Origin of the sequence: Methylomonas koyamae (assembly GCF_019669905.1) — a bacterium.
Lineage (GTDB): Bacteria > Pseudomonadota > Gammaproteobacteria > Methylococcales > Methylomonadaceae > Methylomonas > Methylomonas koyamae.
The window spans coordinates 4,498,307-4,512,391 of sequence record NZ_AP019777.1 but is presented as its reverse complement, the minus strand read 5'-3'; the positions used below and the strand labels follow the sequence as shown (position 1 = coordinate 4,512,391).

The following is a 14,085-nucleotide window of genomic DNA, read 5'->3' as shown; positions in this document are numbered from 1 at the left end:
CTCCGTCAAAACGACAAAGAGCCAAGTTCTTCGAGGCCCTCGTTGTCGTTACCGTCCATCCATTCCCGTTCTTTCGCCTTCCAGGCGTCTTCGTTCCAAATCTCGAATTTGTTGAGCTGGCCGACCAGCACAATGTGTTTTTCCAAGCCGGCGAACTCGCGCAATTTTTCCGGTAGCAACAGCCGGCCCTGGCCATCCATTTCGCATTCCGAGGCGTTGCCTATGACAAAACGGCGCAGCTTTCCGGCCATTTTGTTCAGCGTGGGTAATTTGCTGATGGTCTGTTCCAGTTTTTCCCATTCCGGCAACGGGTAAAGCCAGAGGCAGCCGGGCTCGCCCACGCATTTGTCGTCGACCGCAACAGTCACAACCAATTGGCGGTCGCAGCACTCCTGTAACTCCTCCCGATAGCGGGTAGGAATCGCAACGCGCCCTTTCGCATCCAAACTGATTGAACTAATGCCTCGAAACAAATCAAATCCTCAAAAAGCCAAAAAAATCCATTTATGCCCACTTTACATCATTTTTGCACCACTATAGTTTTCAAAATGGGCTTAGTCAAGAGGCAGTCAAATTAAATTCTTTCTTTTTCTACAATGACTTACGCTGTGTTGGGGGGGGCGGTGCGGGCGGCTGGTGGGGAATGGGGTAAAATCGATTGGTATCAAAACGTTAATGCCGATTTTTGATGTAAATCGCAATTAATACGTGCTAATACTCAATTTTATAAGGTGATTTTGCCGAAAAGCCGGATTTCGAGGCTTGCCGGGAGTCGGGGTTATCGGAAGAAATTGCGCTTGGATGGGCGAGATTATCCGGGCGAATGTTGCCAGCAGGGAGAGATGAATCAGGCTTGTTCGGGCTTTTGGTCCCGGTTCAGCAGATTCTGTACGGCTTGTTTGGGTGGGAGATTCTCGAAGAGCACGTTATAGACCTGCTCGGTGATAGGCATTTCGACTCCGTATTTTTGCGATAGCCCGAAGGTTTCGCGGGCGGCGGAGATGCCTTCCACTTCCTGGTTGATTTGCGCTAGCGCCTGGGGCTGGCCGAGTCCGCGTCCCAGCGCCAGTCCGAAGCGGCGGTTGCGGGATTGGTCGTCGGTGCAGGTCAGGATCAAGTCGCCTAGGCCGGCCAGGCCCATAAAGGTGTCGGCTTGGCCACCAAGGCGGATGCCGAGGCGCATGATTTCGGTCAGGCCTCGAGTGATCAGTGCTGCGCGCGTGTTGGCGCCGAAGCCCAGGCCGTCGGCGATTCCGGCTGCGATAGCCAAAACGTTTTTGCAGGCGCCGCCGACCTGGACGCCGATGATGTCGCGGCTGGTGTAGACCCGGAAGCGCTGGTTGTGCAGTATCGCACTGAGGCGGGAGGAAAAGGCATCGGATGCCGAGGCCACAGTCACTGCGGTGGGCAGATCGGCGGCTACTTCGCCGGCGAAAGTCGGCCCGGATAGTGCGGCGGTCTCGATATCCTCACCCAGAATTTCGGCAACGACCCGGCTTAACAGGGCGCCATCGCGGCCGTCGAAACCTTTGGTCGCCCAGGCGATCATCGGTTTTTCCGCTAGCAAGGGTTTTATGGTTGCCAAAGTATCGCGGAAGGCGTGACTCGGAACCGAAATCAACAGCAGCGGGCTAAACGCTACCGCCTTGCCGATGTCGCCGGTAAGCTCGAGAGTCACCGGGAATTGGGCGCCGGGCAGGTAACGGTGGTTTTCGCGGGCTCGCTGCAACGCTGCGATGTGTTGCGGATTATGTCCCCATAGCGATGTGGCGCAGCCATTTCTGGCCGCTTGGATCGCCAAGGCGGTTCCCCATGATCCGGCGCCCAGGATGCTGATTGATGGCGGCATCCTGCTCTTAGTTCAGGGTTTTTGTTTCGCTGTTTTGCGGAGATTGTTGTGTCTGCTGCAGATGTTGCATGTACAGAGCGTCGAAATTGACCGGAGCCAGGATCAATTGCGGGAATCCGCCTTTGCTGACCAAGTCGGAAATCACTTCGCGAGCGTAGGGAAACAGGATGTTCGGGCAAAAGCTACCCAGCATGGGCCCCATTTCCTGCTCGGTAAAGCCGGCGATCAGAAACACGCCGGACTGGTTGACTTCAACCAGGTAGGCTGTGCTTTCGCCGACTTTGACGGTTACGGTCAATGTCAGCGAGACTTCGAACATTGAGTTTTCGATAGGTAATACGTTAGTACCGAGGTTGAGGTCCAGCGCCGGTTCCCATTTTTGGGTGAATATTTTTGGTGAGTTTGGGGTTTCAAAAGAAATGTCTTTGGTGTAGATCTTTTGAATGATGAATTGTTTTTCGCTGGATGCGTTATTTTCGGCCATGGTCTTGATTTGCGGGTTGGTTGGTTAATCTTTGGTTTTGCCGAGCTTGATCGGCAGTTTGTTATCTTCCCATGACTGCATGCCGCCAATCATGTTGTAGACCTGTTCGAAGCCGGCTTTGGTCAGGGTTTTGCAAGCGGCGGTCGAACGGGCTCCGGTTTGGCAGGTAACGATCAGTGGGTGTTTTTTGTGTTTTTCCAGTGCGGTCAGCTGTTCTTCGACTTTGCCGAGCGGGATGTTCAGCGCATTCTCGATATGGCTTTTGGTGAATTCGTGCTGTTCCCGGACGTCCAGGACCACAACGTCGTCGCTATTCATTTTGGTGACGGCGATCAGCGGCGAGATGTTTTCGTACTTATTGAAAGAATTGGCAATCAAGTCCTGAATGAGCAGGAAAATTACGCAGACCAGTGCAAATACCAGCAAATAATGGTTGGTGGCAAATTCGATATATTGTTCTATGGGTGCATTCATGTTGGTGGTTTTCGCTGTTTAAACGCCGCAAAATATGCTGCGCATCATTTGAATCAGATGAATGACGCGTTCGTCGTCGATGAAGTAATAAACTCGGTTGGCTTCCTTTTTATAGTCGAGAATGCCTTTATCCCGCAATATCGCCAAATGTTGCGAGATATTGCTCTGGCTGGTTCCGACCTGTTCCACAATGTCTTGTACGCTGATCGAGTTGCTGCCCAATACGCAAAGAATTTTCAGGCGCAAAGGATGGGACATGGCTTTCAGGCAGCGGGCCGCGCGGCTGATATCGCTGTCGTCATATTGAATATTATCGTCTTGGTCTTCCATTTAATTACGATAGAGCGTGGCAAAGGTGGCCGCTAAGCGGGCCGCGGCATTTTTTTTCGGATTATGGCGGCTGGCGGTGCTGGTATAATGCCTTGCTTGAGTTTGGAGCGGTCAGGCTGCGAACCTAATCAGCAAAAAGAGGCGAGCAAATCTAACAGAGTAGGCTTTATTGTTCAATACCTGGAAATTGAGCCGGCGCAATAAACCGCCAAAGTCTGTCTAACCGTGGCCCGATTCATATTGTTAAAGCTTGGAGATTCTTAATCTTATGCTAGAACGGTCAAGCTGCCTGCCGCCGCTTCCTAACCAGTTTGCAAATTGCAAAAAAAACGAATCCCGGTGCCGCCTCGGCGATTTATGGCTTGTCGAATTCGCGTCGATTAGGTTGGCAGCGTTGACTCGCTACATGCTTGGGGCTGTTTTCGGGGTTGCAGTCAGTTTGCCGCTATCGGCCGATCCGTCCGGAGAAAAAACCTTGGCCGATGTCCAGTCGAAAATCGACCGCGTCGGCGGTGAAGTCCGCGATTTGCAAGCTGAAAAAAATCGGGCATTGGACCAGTTGCAAAAATTAGAGCTGCAATACGGTGAGCTGGCTAATAGTCTGCGTTCGTTGAAAGCCGAGATCAGGCAGCAGGAGCAGTCTCTGCAGGATTTGCGGGGCAAAAGCGCTGCCACGCAACGCAGCATGCATGAACAGCAGCAGGAGCTCGAAGGATTGATCAAGGCAATTTATGCCATGGGCGGCGATAAGGAAGGTTTGAAGGTGATTCTGAACCAACGCGATCCGGCCGTGTCCAGCCGCATGTTGGTTTACTACGATTACATCAGCAAGGCGCGGGTCGAAAAACTTAACGCGGTTGCCGAATCTTTTCGAGAGTTGCGGCAGTTGGAGGCGCAAAAGGATACCGAAGCCCAGCTCCTTCAGGCCTCGTTGGAAAAAAAACAGCAAGAATCCGATGCCATGCAAGCGCTGAAGAACCAGCGCGAAACGTTGTTGGCTCGGATCGAACGGGACTATGCGGCCAAGGCCGGCGAGTTGGAACGCCTTGTAGCGGACGAGAAAAAATTGCAGTCCTTGGTGGCGTCTTTGCAGAAAACTGATGATAATGCCGCCGACGAATCTTTGCCTGCGCCCGAACCGCGAAAACCCGAACCTGCCTCGGTTCAGCAGCGGGAACTTCCCAAGCAAATGCCAGCTAGACCGGTTAGCGAGCTCGCAAGCCAGCCGTTTTCGGAGTTGCGCGGCCAATTGCCTTGGCCGGTGCAGGGCGCCCTGACGGCCCGGTTTGGCAGTCGTCGCTACGAAACGACCTGGGACGGCGTCGTTATCAGCGCCAGGGAAGGGGCAGATATTCGTGCGGTGACCGGCGGTAAGGTCGTCTATGCCGATTGGTTGCGCGGATACGGGTTGATGATTATTGTCGACCACGGCAAGGGTTATATGAGTTTGTATGCATTCAACCAAAGTCTGCATAAAAACGTGGGCGACCATGTTAGAGCCGGGGAGGTATTGGCCTCGGTGGGGCGGAGTGGCGGCCGAGCCGACGCGGCCTTGTATTTCGGCATCCGCAAGAACGGGCGGCCCGTCGACCCGGAGCAATGGTGCCGTAAACCGACCAAAGGTTAATCATTTTTAGGAAACAGGTTGTTGGAGTTTTAATTCAGATGTTAAAAAACAGAAACATATTGGTCTTGTTGGTCGGATTTATTTTGGGTGTCGCGCTGAGTTTGTGCAGTAGCGTCTTTGCCGAGAAAGCGGCGCCGGCTGCGGCTAAAAGCGATGAGCTACAGGCATTGCCGTTCGACGAATTGCGCACGTTTACCGAAATCTTCGGCCGTATCAAACAGGACTATGTCGAACCCGTTTCCGACAAAAAACTTTTGGAAGACGCCATCCGCGGCATGCTGTCCGGTTTGGATCCGCATTCGGCTTATCTTGCCAGCGAAGAATACAAAGAGCTGCAAGAAGGCACTACCGGCCAATTCGGCGGTCTGGGTATAGAAGTTGGCATGGAAAACGGCTTCGTCAAAGTGGTTTCGCCGATTGACGATACGCCGGCGCAACGGGCCGGTATCAAAGCCGGCGACTTGATCGTTCGTCTCGACGACAAGCCGGTAAAAGGCATGACGCTGGCCGATGCGGTGAAAATCATGCGCGGCGAGCCCGGCAGCGAGATCGTGTTGACCGTGATTCGCGAGGGGGAAGAGGCGCCGCTGAAGTTTGCATTGACCCGCGATATCATTAAAGTTAAGAGCGTGAAGAATAGGCTGCTGGAAAAAAACTACGGTTATCTGCGTATCAGTAGTTTCCAATCCGGCACCGGTCAGAGTTTGTTGGACGCAATCGACGAGCTAAAAAAAGAAAACGAAGGCCCGTTAAAGGGTATTGTGCTGGATTTGCGCAACAATCCGGGCGGCGTGTTGAACGCGGCGGTTGATGTCAGCGATGCTTTTATCGAGTCTGGTTTGATCGTCTACACCGAAGGCCGGATTAAAAATTCGGAAATGCGCTTTAACGCCACTCCGGACGACGTGATCAACGGTGCGCCGATCGTGGTGCTGATCAATGGCGGTTCGGCTTCTGCATCGGAAATCGTCGCCGGTGCGTTGCAAGACCACAAACGCGCCATCATCATGGGCGAAAAGTCGTTCGGCAAAGGCTCGGTGCAAACCATTTTGCCGACCAGTAACGGTGCGGCGGTCAAGCTGACGACGGCGCGCTACTTTACGCCGTCCGGACGTTCGATTCAGGCCGAAGGCATCGAGCCCGATGTGACGTTGGCCAGAGTGAAGTTGGCTGCGATGGATAAGGCTAAGCTGGATACCGTCAAAGAAGCGGATTTGACTCATCACCTGACCAACGGCAATGCCAAGCCGGAGAAAAAGTCCGAAGAAGAGGATGGTGATGACGTTAAGGATGCGCCGGAGAAGGATGGCGATGCGGCCGAGGTGTCCGATGCCGATATGCGAGACTATCCTTTGCATGAGGCGCTGAATTTATTGAAAGGGATCAGCATCATGCGGCGTTAGTCGTTTCGTCCAAGTGTTTGCCGCCGGAATTCAGCCTGGTTCCGGCGGGCTCCTGGCAAAATAAAACCCCGGTTGGCTGACGCCAAGCCGGGGTTTTTGTTTTCAGGGGGTGAGAGGTGTAGTCTTGCCCTCTCTACCCCGGCTTAGTTGGTCGATGCTTGGTAGCGCACGGAAAACTGGCTCATGGCGGCCAAAACCAGGTCTGCGTCGTTCTGACTGCTCAAGTCGAAAGCGTTGATGCCGACTCTGGATAAATAAAACACCTGATCGGGAAGGTATTGTCCTACAGCGCGTATTTCGCCCCGATAAGCGTCCCGGCTACGCAGTAAGCGGGCTACCGAAAACAGACGGCCGTCACCGAAGATCGGGAAGTCCAGTTCGATCAGATCGATTTTGTCAAAGTCGGCGCACAGAGATTCGGTTTGATCTCCAGGCACCAAGCGAATGCCGGTTCTGCCGCTACGCTGACGCAATTGTTCTTTTTCGCTGAGCCAGCGCGGCAAGCTGACCGTGATATCGCCTTCGGGTAAAGGGGCGTCGTCCTCGATAAAGGACCAGGTATTCTCGATTAGCTGTTGGTCTTTAATGATTTGCATAAACTCTTTCCCTAAACGGCTCCAGGCCGACACGTTTTACGGTTTGTAGGAATGCTTCGTCTTCCAAGCGTTGCTGAACGTAAACGTCGAGTATATCGGTTACTACCGTCGCGATTTGGTCCTTGGCAACGGCCGGCCCCAGGCGTTCGCCGATGGCGGCTTCGTTTTCGGATGATCCGCCCAGTGTAATCTGGTACCACTCTTCGCCGTGCTTGTCGACGCCAAGGATGCCGATATGGCCGACGCTTTGGTGCGCGCAACCGTTCATGCACCCGGACATGTTGATTTTGATGTCGCCGATGTCGTGGATGTAATCCATATCGTCCAATCGGGAGTTCAATTCTCTAGCGACACTGATGGAGCTGGCGTTGGCTAGCGAGCAAAAATCCAAGCCGGGGCAGCAAATGATGTCGGTGACCGTGCCGATGTTGGGCGTGGCCAATTTGTTTGCGTCGAGCTTTTGCCAAACCGCAAACAAGTCGGTTTGTTTGACGTCGGCCAATACCAGGTTTTGGCGGTGGCTGCTTCTGACTTCGCCGAAGCTGTGTCGGTCGGCTAGGTCGGCGACGGCTTCAAGTTGTTCGGCGGTAATGTCGCCTGGCGGCGAGTCGGGCGCTTTCAAAGAGATGTAGACGCCTTGGTAACCGCTGATTTTGTGCTCGACCGTGTTGTATTTAACCCATTTGGCAAAGTCGGCGTTATCGGCAAGCTGTTTGGCGAAGTCGGGGGCGTCGTTTGCGGTGGCCTCGTAAGCTGGCGGCGCGAAATGCGCCTTCATTTCGGCGATGCGTTGCTCGCTGAGCGGCATGCTGTCGCGAATGCGTTCCCACTCCTGCTCGACCATGGTCTTGAATTTCTCCAGGCCGGTTTCTTTGACCAGTATCTTGATCCTGGCTTTGTATTTGTTGTCGCGGCGGCCGAATAGATTGTATATCCGCACGATGGCTTCCAGATAGGACAACAAATGCTGCTTTTCCAGATAGGGGCGGATGGTTTGGCCAATGATTGGGGTACGGCCCAGGCCGCCGCCGACCAAAATTTGAAAACCGGTTTCGCCAGCCGCGTTTTTCACCAAATAAACGCCAATGTCGTGCAGTTGCACTGCGGCCCGGTCATGGGTGGCGCCGCTAACGGCAATCTTGAACTTACGTGGCAGGAAGGCGAATTCTGGATGCAGCGTTGTCCACTGCCTGATAATTTCGCAGTAAGGCCGCGGGTCTTCGATTTCGTCCTTGCAAATGCCGGCCAAGTGGTCGGATGTTGTGTTTCTTAAGCAGTTGCCGCTGGTTTGAATGGCGTGCATCTGTACTGTCGCCAATTCCGCCAGCAGGTCCGGGACCCGTTCCAGGGCCGGCCAGTTGTATTGGACGTTCTGCCGGGTCGTGAAATGGCAATATCCGCGGTCGTAATCGCGGGCCACCGAAGCCAGCTTGCGTAATTGTTTAGAGGAAAGCAGGCCGTACGGGACTGCGACCCTCAGCATTGGCGCGTGCGTCTGCAGGTACAGCCCATTCATTAGACGTAGCGCTCTGAATTGGTCGGCTCCCAGGTCTCCGTTCAAAAAACGCTGGGTTTGGCCGCGAAACTCATTGGCGCGTTCTTCAATAAGTGTTTGATCTTGCTCGTTATATTGATACATTTAGCGATGATGCGTGGTTTACTGACTATTTTGCTAGGTATCTGAATAATATAACGGCCGGGATTAAATGACAAAGAATATTGTATGGTGATAACATGCCCGGTTAGTTTTTTTGCTTTTAATAACGACTAAAACATAGAGGATAAAGGGGGATACCTTGTTGCGCTTATTGTTGATTTTGGCCGGGCTGTTGTTTTTGCCGCAAGTGGCCATGGCCGAAGAGTTTCATAACCTCGGTTTAACCGGAACCGAGCGGGGCATTTACACCGTTCTGATCTTTTTGGTGGCTTATGGTTTCGTGATGGCCGAAGAATTTACGCATTTGCGTAAATCCAAGCCGGTTATTTTTGCGGCGGCCGTGATTTGGGGGCATGTGGCAATCCTGGCGCAGGAGGCTGGTGTATCCGGGGAAGAGCTGCATAAGGCTTTCGAACACGACTTGAAAGAATATGCCGAGTTGATGTTGTTCTTGCTGGTGGCGATGACCTATATCAACACTATGGCCGAGCGCAATGTATTCGAAGCCCTGCGTTCGTGGCTGATTAGAAAACAGTTTGGTTATAAACAGCTGTTTTGGATTACCGGCATCATTACCTTCTTCCTGTCGTCGGTAGCCGACAACCTGACCTCTGCTTTATTGGTCGGCGCCGTGGTAATGGCGGTAGGTGCGGATAACGAAAAATTCGTCTCTATCGGTTTTGTTAATTTGGTTATTGCGGCGAATGCCGGCGGTGCGTTTTGTCCGTTCGGCGACATCACCACTTTGATGGTGTGGCAAGCTGGTTACGCGGAATTCTTTGATTTCTTCAAGTTGTTTATTCCGTCGGTAGTGAACTTTGTCGTGCCGGCGTTTTTCATGTCCCAAGCGATTCCAAGCGGTCAGCCCGAGGCTACCAACGAAGCTGCAGTGGAATTGAAGCCGGGCGGCTGGGTGGTGTGCGGCTTGTTCGGCATCACCATCGGTTTGGCGGTCAGCTTTAAACAGTTCCTGCATTTGCCGCCGTTCATGGGCATGATGGCTGGTTTGTCCATCCTGATGCTATTCATTTATTACGTTAAGGTTCGCTTCTCCGCAGCGGATGAGGTGCGTCTCGATGTATTCGACCGGGTAAAAGAAGCCGAGTGGGATACGCTGTTGTTCTTCTTTGGCGTGGTTTTCGCGGTCGGTGGCTTGGGCTACATCGGGTATCTGGAATTGCTGTCTGCCGCAATGTATGACGGTCTGGGCCAAACCACAGCCAATATTCTGGTCGGTATCATTTCTGCGGTAGTCGATAACATCCCTGTAATGTTTGCTGTATTGAACATGAATCTGGATATGGATCTTTACCAATGGTTGCTGGTCACGTTGACCGCCGGCGTTGGCGGATCCCTGTTCTCGGTCGGTTCGGCTGCGGGTGTGGCGTTGATGGGGCAATCTAATCACAAATACACATTCTTCAGCCACTTGAAATGGACTCCGGTGATCGCCGCCGGTTATGCGGCCAGTATCGTGACGCATTATTTGATCAACGGTTGATTTAGATTCACCCGCTTGAGGTATTAGAGAAAGCGTGTGGCGAAAGCTGTAAGCAGTTGGCGCAACGCTTTCTCTATATATTCCCGGCCGCGCGTGCTGGGAATGATCTTTCTAGGCTTTTCAGCCGGTCTGCCATTTTCATTGACTTCATCGACCTTGTCGGCATGGTTGGCTGACGAGGATGTGTCGTTATCCCTAATCGGCTATTTCAGCTTGGTCGGCGTTGCGTATTCGGTGAAAGTTTTATGGGCGCCGGTGGTCGATCGCTTGCCGTTCCCGCTGTTATGCCGATGGCTGGGTAAACGGCGTGGCTGGATATTCGGCGCTCAGGTCGGTATAGCGTTGGGCTTGTTTGCTATGAGCGGCTTGGATATTCACCAAGAGTTGACGCGCATGGCTTGGTTGGCTGTTTGGGTGGCGTTCTGCTCCGCGACTCAAGACGTTGCAATCGATGCTTATCGGATTGAAATTGTGGCGCCGGAACTGCAAGGCGCGATGGCGGCGACGTACGTATTCGGCTACCGCCTTTCGCTGTTGCTTGCCGGGGCTGGAGTGTTTTATATCGCGGAATACCAGAACTGGGCCGTGGCTTATCAGGTTATGGCGCTGGCGATGTCCATCGGTATGGTGGCGACGTTGTTGGCGCCGGAGCCGATTCGGCTGGAGGATGAGCGGGTCGGGCGGATCGAGCAAAGCGTGGAGATTGCGCTTGGTTTGTCCGAGTCGGGCGCCTTGCCTACCAGATTGTTGCGTTGGTTCTCGGACGCCGTTGTCGGTCCGTTTGTCGAGTTTTTCCAACGCAACGGCAGGAGCGGCGCGCGGATTTTGCTGCTGATCGCGGTCTATAAGATGAGCGATATTGCAATGGGGATTATGGCGAATCCGTTTTATTTGGAGCTGGGGTTCAGCAAAAAGGATATCGCCGACGTCACCAAGGTGTTCGGTTTTCTGATGACTATCGTCGGTACCTCGGTCGGTGGCGTGCTGGTGGCGCGCTTCGGCATTATGCGTCCGCTGCTGTTCGGTGCGGTGATCGTTGCTGCAACCAACTTGCTGTTTGCCGCTTTGGCGCTGGCGAAGCCGGATATCCTGTTGTTGGCCGGAGTGATTAGTGCGGACAACTTAAGCGGCGGCATAGCCTCGGCTGCGTTCATTGCCTATTTGTCGAGTTTGACGAATTCCGCTTACACTGCAACTCAGTACGCGCTGTTCAGCTCTTTGATGACTTTGCCGGCTAAGCTGATTGGAAGTATTTCAGGGGATTTGGTCGCCGAGTTTGGTTACGCCGCTTTTTTCGTGTACTCCGCTGTTATCGGTGTGCCGGCAATTGTCTTGGTGATATTGTTGATGCGGTCCCGGCCTGCCACGCCATAAAATCGAAATTAACCGCCGCGCTTGCCTTCGGCTTGCGGAACCGTTAGCTAAATCGTATCATAAGCAGTTCTCTATCAAGTATGTGTCCCGAAAAGGGTATGTGAGCGCTATGAAACCAGAAATTCATCCACAATATAAACAAATCACCGTGACATGCGGTTGCGGCAATACTTTCCAAACCGGTTCCGTATTGGGTTCCGATTTGCATATCGAAGTATGTTCTTCGTGCCATCCGTTTTATACCGGTAAGCAACGCGTAGTCGATACTTCCGGCCGCGTGGATAAATTCCGCAAAAAATTCGGAAAATAATATCGTTTCCGGCTTGCGCTCGGCCGCCAAGCTTTTGGCGGCTTTGAGTGTCGGCCACTGTCAGAACAATCCTTCCTCGTTAAATTCCTCTTCCAAGTCTTCTTCCGGTTGAGCCGGTGTCGACAACGTCGTCGGTACGGTTTCCGCAGTAAAATATTCCCATATCCCGCCTTTTTCGTTCGGATCTAGTAACAAGCCGTCGCGGGGATTGATATAGGCTTGCACGATGCCGTCGGGTACGGATTCCGGTTTTTCTGGAAAATGGTGTTGCACCGCGCGAATGAATTTAATCCACATCGGTAATGCAACTTTGCCTCCGGTTTCCCCGTGGCCAAGCGGTAGCGAGTTGTCGTAACCGATCCAGGCCGAGGCGACGATACCGGTGGCAAAGCCGTTGAACCAAGCATCCCTCTGTTCGTTGGTGGTGCCGGTTTTTCCGGCCAGATCGTTACGACCCAATTGTTTGGCTTGCGTCGCAGTACCGCGTTGGACGACATCGCGCAGTAAGCTGTTTATCAGGAAGTTGGTTTTCGCCGAGATCGCCCGCGCTGACGCGGTGCCTTGCAAATTTGGGGTTTCGCTGCAATCGGCACAGGCTGTCGCCGGTTGGGCTTGAAACAGAACATTGCCTTCATTGTCTTCGATGCGTTCGATCAGGTAGGGCGTTACCAGAAAGCCGCCGTTGGCGAAAACCGCGTATGCGGCTGCCATTCTTAGCGGTGAGGCGTAACCGCTGCCCAGGGCCAGCGATAAGGTGCCGGGTAGCTGGTCTTTATCGAATCCGAAGCGCTTTGCGGTGTCGATGGCTTGGGGAATGCCGATTTGCTGCAATAGTCGGATCGACACCAGGTTTATAGATTCGCGTAGCGCAACCCGCAACGGTGTCGGGCCGAGGTAACGGCGGTTGTAGTTTTCCGGTCGCCAGTCGTTTTCCTGCGAAGGGTCTTCGATCACGATCGGTGCGTCGTTTATGATGCTGGCCGGCGTAAATCCTTTCTCTAAAGCCGCGGTGTAAATGATTGGTTTGAATCCGGAGCCGGGTTGGCGTTTGGACTGCGTGGCGCGATTGTATTTGCTGTGGTAGAAATCGAAGCCGCCGGAGAGCGCTAGAATCGCGCCGTTGTTTGGATTCAATGCTGCAAATGCGCCTTCCACTTCCGGTACTTGGGTCAGCGCCCATTCGCCATCCTCGAGTTGTCTGACCCAAATGATGTCACCGGCTTGCAGCGGTAGCCGACGGGAATTGGTGCGCATTGCCCATTCGAGATTATGGCGGTCTACCTGAATCTGGTTGCCGTTGTGAATTTTTGCGGTAATGCCGGATTCGGCGATTTCGACGATTTGCGCCTGGCGGCAGTCGCCGATAATGCTATCCGTCAACGTGGCGCCCTCCCTGCGTGCGTTTTTGAACGATGGGCCGCGGTAGCCGTGGCGTTCGTCGTATTCGTGTACGGCTTGCTGCAATGCGCGGTCGGCAGCGCGCTGAAATTCGCTGGGTACGGTGGTATACACTTTCAGGCCCTGGGTATAGGCCGAGTCGCCGAATTGCGCCATGATTTCCTGTCTGGCCATTTCGGCGACGTAAGGCGCTTGAAATTCGACGTTAACCGGTTGCAAAGCAGCGTCGTCGGCCGTGCCGAGCGCCGATCGGTAACTGTTTTCGTCGATGTGTTTTAATTCCAGCATGCGCCGTAACACGTAATTGCGTCGTTGCAGCGCGCGTTCGGGATTGGTGATCGGATTGTATATGGATGGGGCCTTGGGCAGTCCGGCGATCATGGCTTGTTGGGCAAGGCTCAATTCGGCAAGGTCCTTGCCGTAGTAAGTTTGAGCGGCCGCGGCCAGACCGTATGCGCGTTGGCCCATATAGATCTTGTTCAGATAAAGTTCCAGTATCTGGTCCTTGGAGTAGCGGCGTTCGATTTTCAAGGCCAGCAGGATTTCCTTGAGTTTGCGCAAATAGGTTTTCTCGTTACTCAGCAAAAAATTACGCGCAACTTGCATGGTAATGGTGCTGCCGCCTTGGCGTTTTTTGCCGGTCATTACAAGTTGGGTGGCTGCCCGAGCCAAACCGGTCGGGTCGATGCCGATGTGGGTGAAAAACCGGTCGTCTTCCGCGGCGATAAAAGCCTTGATTTGTTGCGGCGGTACTTTGCCGATGGTTAGCGGGATTCGGCGTTTTTCGCCGAATTGGCCTATCAACAAATTGTCCTGGCTGTAGATGCTGAAAGGCATCTGGTATTGCACGTTTTGCAACTGCTCGATGTCCGGCAGTTCTTTGTCGAGCTCGACAAAGAAAAAATAACTCGCCACGGCGAACGTGGCAAAAAACGCAAAAACGAAAAAGACTAGCCACTTGATCAGCGACTTTAGCAAAGAGCCTGATTTCGGAGCTTTTTTAATCGGCACAGCAGTAAAAATGCGCTAGGGAATTTCCAGATATCGGTTCAGGAAATTCCTGCACATGTGTCCGATAAGCT

At 53.3% G+C, this 14,085-nt stretch carries 13 protein-coding genes; 5 read left to right on the top strand and 8 right to left on the bottom strand.

Annotated elements, in window-relative coordinates:
• Positions 1-5 precede the first annotated feature (5 nt).
• From mraZ to MKFW12EY_RS20320, 5 genes are all read right to left on the bottom strand, one after another.
• The gene (gene mraZ / locus MKFW12EY_RS20340; protein ID WP_054758932.1) at positions 6-473 is read right to left on the bottom strand and encodes a division/cell wall cluster transcriptional repressor MraZ; all 468 of its coding nucleotides are present in this window, start codon (positions 471-473) and stop codon (positions 6-8) included.
• Between the two features lie 374 nt (positions 474-847).
• Entirely contained in the window at positions 848-1,849 is a 1,002-nt protein-coding gene (locus tag MKFW12EY_RS20335; RefSeq protein ID WP_054758934.1) for an NAD(P)H-dependent glycerol-3-phosphate dehydrogenase, read from the bottom strand.
• A gap of 7 nt (positions 1,850-1,856) precedes the next feature.
• Entirely contained in the window at positions 1,857-2,333 is a 477-nt protein-coding gene (gene secB / locus MKFW12EY_RS20330) for a protein-export chaperone SecB (RefSeq protein ID WP_054758936.1), read from the bottom strand.
• Positions 2,334-2,357: 24 nt separating this feature from the next.
• Positions 2,358-2,807 carry a rhodanese-like domain-containing protein gene (locus MKFW12EY_RS20325; protein ID WP_306305956.1) on the bottom strand — a complete coding sequence of 150 codons (450 nt, stop codon included), beginning with the start codon at positions 2,805-2,807 and terminating at the stop codon, positions 2,358-2,360.
• An 18-nt stretch (positions 2,808-2,825) separates the two neighbouring features.
• Positions 2,826-3,137: an ArsR/SmtB family transcription factor gene (locus MKFW12EY_RS20320; protein ID WP_054758937.1), complete on the bottom strand. Its 312-nt coding sequence runs from the start codon at positions 3,135-3,137 to the stop codon at positions 2,826-2,828.
• A gap of 406 nt (positions 3,138-3,543) precedes the next feature.
• On the opposite strand from MKFW12EY_RS20320, the gene MKFW12EY_RS20315 reads away from it, so the two are divergent.
• Both MKFW12EY_RS20315 and MKFW12EY_RS20310 read left to right on the top strand, forming a co-directional pair.
• The gene (locus tag MKFW12EY_RS20315; protein WP_054758959.1) at positions 3,544-4,764 is read left to right on the top strand and encodes a murein hydrolase activator EnvC family protein; all 1,221 of its coding nucleotides are present in this window, start codon (positions 3,544-3,546) and stop codon (positions 4,762-4,764) included.
• Between the two features lie 38 nt (positions 4,765-4,802).
• Positions 4,803-6,167 (top strand): S41 family peptidase, encoded by a 1,365-nt coding sequence (locus MKFW12EY_RS20310; protein ID WP_064023030.1) that lies wholly within the window; start codon positions 4,803-4,805, stop codon positions 6,165-6,167.
• Positions 6,168-6,310: 143 nt separating this feature from the next.
• On the opposite strand, the gene MKFW12EY_RS20305 is transcribed toward MKFW12EY_RS20310, so the two are convergent.
• Positions 6,311-6,763 (bottom strand): DUF934 domain-containing protein, encoded by a 453-nt coding sequence (locus MKFW12EY_RS20305; RefSeq protein WP_054758939.1) that lies wholly within the window; start codon positions 6,761-6,763, stop codon positions 6,311-6,313.
• On the bottom strand, positions 6,750-8,402 hold the full coding sequence (locus MKFW12EY_RS20300) for a nitrite/sulfite reductase (RefSeq protein WP_054758941.1): 1,653 nt from the start codon (positions 8,400-8,402) through the stop codon (positions 6,750-6,752). The genes MKFW12EY_RS20305 and MKFW12EY_RS20300 overlap by 14 nt, the downstream gene beginning before the upstream one ends.
• Before the next feature lie 157 nt (positions 8,403-8,559).
• Between MKFW12EY_RS20300 and nhaD the strand changes: the two genes are divergently transcribed.
• The 3 genes from nhaD (at position 8,560) to rpmE (ending at position 11,605) form a co-directional block, all read left to right on the top strand.
• On the top strand, positions 8,560-9,921 hold the full coding sequence (gene nhaD / locus MKFW12EY_RS20295; RefSeq protein WP_064027546.1) for a sodium:proton antiporter NhaD: 1,362 nt from the start codon (positions 8,560-8,562) through the stop codon (positions 9,919-9,921).
• A 102-nt stretch (positions 9,922-10,023) separates the two neighbouring features.
• Positions 10,024-11,295, top strand: a complete 1,272-nt coding sequence (locus MKFW12EY_RS20290; RefSeq protein WP_221054634.1) for an AmpG family muropeptide MFS transporter — start codon at positions 10,024-10,026, stop codon at positions 11,293-11,295.
• 109 nt (positions 11,296-11,404) lie between these two features.
• Positions 11,405-11,605, top strand: a complete 201-nt coding sequence (gene rpmE / locus MKFW12EY_RS20285; RefSeq protein WP_054758943.1) for a 50S ribosomal protein L31 — start codon at positions 11,405-11,407, stop codon at positions 11,603-11,605.
• Between the two features lie 60 nt (positions 11,606-11,665).
• Here rpmE and MKFW12EY_RS20280 read toward each other — a convergent pair whose 3' ends face one another.
• Positions 11,666-13,981, bottom strand: a complete 2,316-nt coding sequence (locus MKFW12EY_RS20280) for a penicillin-binding protein 1A (protein WP_245006365.1) — start codon at positions 13,979-13,981, stop codon at positions 11,666-11,668.
• Positions 13,982-14,085: the final 104 nt, after the last annotated feature.

What these genes read in the sequence shown, in the direction of transcription:
- MKFW12EY_RS20325 (WP_306305956.1), bottom strand. Translation starts at nt 2,807, where the DNA reads ATGAATGCACCCATAGAACAATATATCGAATTTGCCACCAACCATTAT.
- rpmE (WP_054758943.1), top strand. Translation starts at nt 11,405, where the DNA reads ATGAAACCAGAAATTCATCCACAATATAAACAAATCACCGTGACATGC.
- MKFW12EY_RS20300 (WP_054758941.1), bottom strand. Translation starts at nt 8,402, where the DNA reads ATGTATCAATATAACGAGCAAGATCAAACACTTATTGAAGAACGCGCC.
- MKFW12EY_RS20320 (WP_054758937.1), bottom strand. Translation starts at nt 3,137, where the DNA reads ATGGAAGACCAAGACGATAATATTCAATATGACGACAGCGATATCAGC.
- secB (WP_054758936.1), bottom strand. Translation starts at nt 2,333, where the DNA reads ATGGCCGAAAATAACGCATCCAGCGAAAAACAATTCATCATTCAAAAG.
- MKFW12EY_RS20290 (WP_221054634.1), top strand. Translation starts at nt 10,024, where the DNA reads ATGATCTTTCTAGGCTTTTCAGCCGGTCTGCCATTTTCATTGACTTCA.
- MKFW12EY_RS20305 (WP_054758939.1), bottom strand. Translation starts at nt 6,763, where the DNA reads ATGCAAATCATTAAAGACCAACAGCTAATCGAGAATACCTGGTCCTTT.
- MKFW12EY_RS20335 (WP_054758934.1), bottom strand. Translation starts at nt 1,849, where the DNA reads ATGCCGCCATCAATCAGCATCCTGGGCGCCGGATCATGGGGAACCGCC.
- MKFW12EY_RS20315 (WP_054758959.1), top strand. Translation starts at nt 3,544, where the DNA reads ATGCTTGGGGCTGTTTTCGGGGTTGCAGTCAGTTTGCCGCTATCGGCC.
- MKFW12EY_RS20310 (WP_064023030.1), top strand. Translation starts at nt 4,803, where the DNA reads ATGTTAAAAAACAGAAACATATTGGTCTTGTTGGTCGGATTTATTTTG.